Source organism: Paracoccus yibinensis, from assembly GCF_030846195.1.
GTDB classification, from domain to species: Bacteria; Pseudomonadota; Alphaproteobacteria; order Rhodobacterales; family Rhodobacteraceae; genus Paracoccus; species Paracoccus yibinensis.
Map to the genome: position 1 here is coordinate 1 of NZ_JAVCWH010000059.1, position 1,825 is coordinate 1,825.

The 1,825-nt window shown below is 59.7% G+C and carries 1 protein-coding gene and 1 pseudogene; one reads left to right on the forward strand and one right to left on the reverse strand.

Annotation, left to right across the window (positions count from 1 at the left end):
- Positions 1-693 (reverse strand): annotated as a pseudogene (locus RAH32_RS21410) (DDE-type integrase/transposase/recombinase); the annotation flags it as partial.
- Between the two features lie 247 nt (positions 694-940).
- Here RAH32_RS21410 and RAH32_RS21415 point away from each other — a divergent pair.
- A partial coding sequence (locus tag RAH32_RS21415; protein ID WP_306610407.1) for a PA14 domain-containing protein occupies positions 941-1,825 on the forward strand: 885 nt, incomplete at its 3' end.

The following is a 1,825-nucleotide window of genomic DNA, read 5'->3' on the forward strand; positions in this document are numbered from 1 at the left end:
TATAGGGTCTGGTGGTGCGGCGAATGACCTTGAGTGTCGCGCAGGCGCGTTCGAACGCCTCGGCGGTAAAACAGGAGCCGCGATCCGTCAGCACATGCGTGATCCGGAAGGGGAAGGCTTTTTGTGCCTCAGCGAGAAAGGCGACCGCATTGGCGGCGGTCTCGGCGTCGTAGACGGCGAGATGCACGAAGCGGGAGAGCGATCGATGGCCACATAGAGGTAGCGCTTGCGCACGTCACCGTCTGCTGTCCTCAGCTTCGGCAAGTGTTTGACGTCGATATGGACATAGCCGAGATCATAGTCCCGGAAGCGCCCTTGTCCTTTGGCAGGCAGGGTTGATGGCTTGGGAGGGCGCCGGTTCAGGCCTTCAGCCTTCAGGACACGATAGATGCTGTCGCGGTTGAGATGCGGCAGGAAGTGACGCAGCACAAAGGTCAGGTCATCCAGGGGAAAGCCCGTTGCGTGTCGCACGGCGCAGATGATCGCACGCTCTTCCTCTGTCACACGCCACGGCAGGCGGTTTGGCCGGCTTGACCGATCCTGGCAGGCCTGTTCACCGCGCTTGCGCCATTTGCGCACCGTTTCCTCGCTGATGCCGTAGCGCTTGGTCAGGATCCTAACGGGTTCGGTGGAGCGGGCGATTTCAGCCCAAACAGCCGGTGTGGTCCGGGCTTGGGGATGGATCTGCATCATCACGTCACCTCGGCAAGAACGGGTTCAAAGCGCCAGGCATGTTCAGCAATGGCCCAGCTTACTTGTGCTGCGCCACAGCATCTCAACCATCTGCGGTGAAGCCTCCGATTTATTCGCTCCTTTAAGGTGCATTTTAAACAAATGTGCACACGTAAGCTGTTTTTTAATGCCTTGGGTCTATCGAGATAAGCACCTCAAACCCGCACCAGCGGCAGACATCTTTCTTTGTTCTTTTCAGAGGCAGTAAATGAAAAACCCAGCCGCTCGCACTCAGCCAGAAGTTTTGAAGCATAGTAATGTGATCGCTTCTGCAAAGATTGATGCGGCACTCTCGGAAGCGCTTGCGACAGCCGATGCAAATTTTTCCATGATCAGCATCAAGGCGAGCAGCCGGACCACAAAGAATGACATCCTTGGCGCCCATGTGAATGAAGTGATCGATCATGCCTCTGATGGGAATAACCACAAACCTGAGCCCCAGCCGGAGCCCGCTCGTGCCGACGGCTTCAAGGCATCTTGGTTCGTGACCGGCAATGGCTCGAACCGCCTGTCGGATATCGATTTCGACGCCAAGCCCGCCACTATCGGCACACTCGACAGTATCTCGTTCAAACCCGGAACGAAGGCCTTCTGGGAAGGCGGCCCCAGCGATCACTTTGCGGGACGCATCACTGGCGACCTGACGATCGACAAGCCGGGGACCTACACCTTCTACCTGAAGTCCGACGACGGCTCGGCCTTCAGCCTCGGCGGTGAGCGGGTCATCAACAACGACGGCGCCCATGTCGCGCGTGAGATCACCGTGACCCTGAAGCTCGAGGCAGGCACCATTCCCCTCGAGGTGCTCTACTTTGAAAAGACCGGCGGTCAGGTCCTCGAGCTGTCCTGGAGCGGCCCTGCCACCGGAGGCGTGCGCGCTCCTCTCGGCTCCGATCATGTCTCCCATGTGAAAGATGCGGTGGTCGCTCCCCAGCCTGCCCCCCAGCCGCAGCCTGCCCCCCAGCCGCAGCCCGAGCCTGAGCCCCAGCCGCAGCCTGAGCCCCAGCCGGAGCCCGCTCGTGCCGACGGCTTCAAGGCATCTTGGTTCGTGACCGGCAATGGCTCGAACCGCCTGTCGGATATCGATTTCGAC